This window comes from Mucilaginibacter sp. P4_G9 (assembly GCF_056400985.1).
This window is the reverse complement of sequence record NZ_JBFUKF010000725.1, coordinates 1-1474: the sequence shown is the minus strand read 5'-3', so window position 1 is coordinate 1474 and position 1474 is coordinate 1. Positions and strand designations below refer to the sequence as shown.

1 protein-coding gene is annotated in these 1474 nt (G+C 33.3%); it reads right to left on the bottom strand.

What is annotated here, in order from left to right:
- Positions 1-350 precede the first annotated feature (350 nt).
- A complete protein-coding gene (locus AC1DPZ_RS27090) occupies positions 351-1208 on the bottom strand; it encodes a glycosyltransferase (RefSeq protein WP_477409362.1) in 858 nt (285 codons plus the stop codon).
- Between the last annotated feature and the right edge of the window lie 266 nt (positions 1209-1474).

Genomic DNA, 1474 nt, shown 5'->3' with positions numbered 1-1474 from the left:
TGATAGTGCCATGTATGAAAAATCTCATGCATTAATGACTTACTGGTATAGGCATCCCATTCTTTATTATCTCGAATAGTAAAATGTTGGTGGTTCATAAATTTGCTTAGATTTATTACAATAATTAAATCAATAATTAACCGCTTAGTTTCTTAACAAAACCGGTTGCCAGGGCGGTGTATAAAGGATGGGATAACTGATAAAATGAATTAACTATGCATGATCAACAGGGAATTCCTGTTAAAACATTGGTTGGCTGTAAATAGCCAACGAGACAACGAACAACCATTTTGGGGTGTTGTTACACAGACAATAAGGTTGTCTTCCTGAAAATTAATATCAAAAATGGACTAAAGCAGATACTTTACCGTGTCATAAGCTTTGCGTATTCTATACTTTTTCAGCTCAAATAATATATACCTTTTTATATACAACAACAAAAGCTTTTTCTTCTGCATTCCGCGATATCTAAAATGTTTAATGATAAGGTTAAAATCACTTATCACCATTTCCATCCGGGCTTCAACCTTAATCATACTCCATATACCTCCAACATGATTACGATAACAGCTCATTATCTCGGGCATTACATAAATTTTGCGACCGGTATTGAATGTCGCAAATATCTTTAAAAACTTATCGGCCGCATAACATTTAAAGTACCACGACTTTTGAAATAACTGATGTATTTGCGCGCTATTATGGTATACTACCGTTGCTGTTTTTGTTTCCTCTTGTTTACCGGTAAGCAGGTCATGATAAGTATGCACTAATGGTAATGGATTTGGATCAACATAAAGGGTATTATTATTGGTATCAATTACCCGCGTATAATGGCAACACATAACATAATCTGGGTTTTGCTCTAAAAAATCGACTTGCTTTTGCAGTTTGCAGGCATCTGTCCAGTAATCATCCCCATCACAAAGCGCAATGTATTTCCCTTTACAGTTTTTAACTGTATCGATCATGTTCTGGTGAGCGCCTACGTTTTTTTTTGCTGAAATGATCTTTACTATTTCCGGATACTTTTCTTTATACTTTTTTAGCACTTCGGATGTACCATCGGTAGAGCAATCATCGCCAATAACAATTTCAAATTGAAAATTTGTTTGCTGCATCAAAAAACTATCAATGGTTTGAGCAATAAATTGTACCTGGTTGTAGGTTGTACAGCATACACTGACCATCAAATCATGCTTCATCATAATTTTTATTTTTTTTTGTTTTTGTATTCATTTTGAGCATATATTTTTTGTTGATTTTTAAGGCAAACAGGCTATTGATATAACAGGCCAAAATATAATGCTGATTATATGGATCTATAAACCTCGGTTTAATGACAGTTTACAGCTTCGCGTATCCAATTACATGATCATTTATTAATAATTACTTTTTTGATTTAATGTAAAAACAGGTGAGTTTAATTTTAGTAGTCCTGCCTTTTTTTTAAATCTTTTACCCTATTACAGCA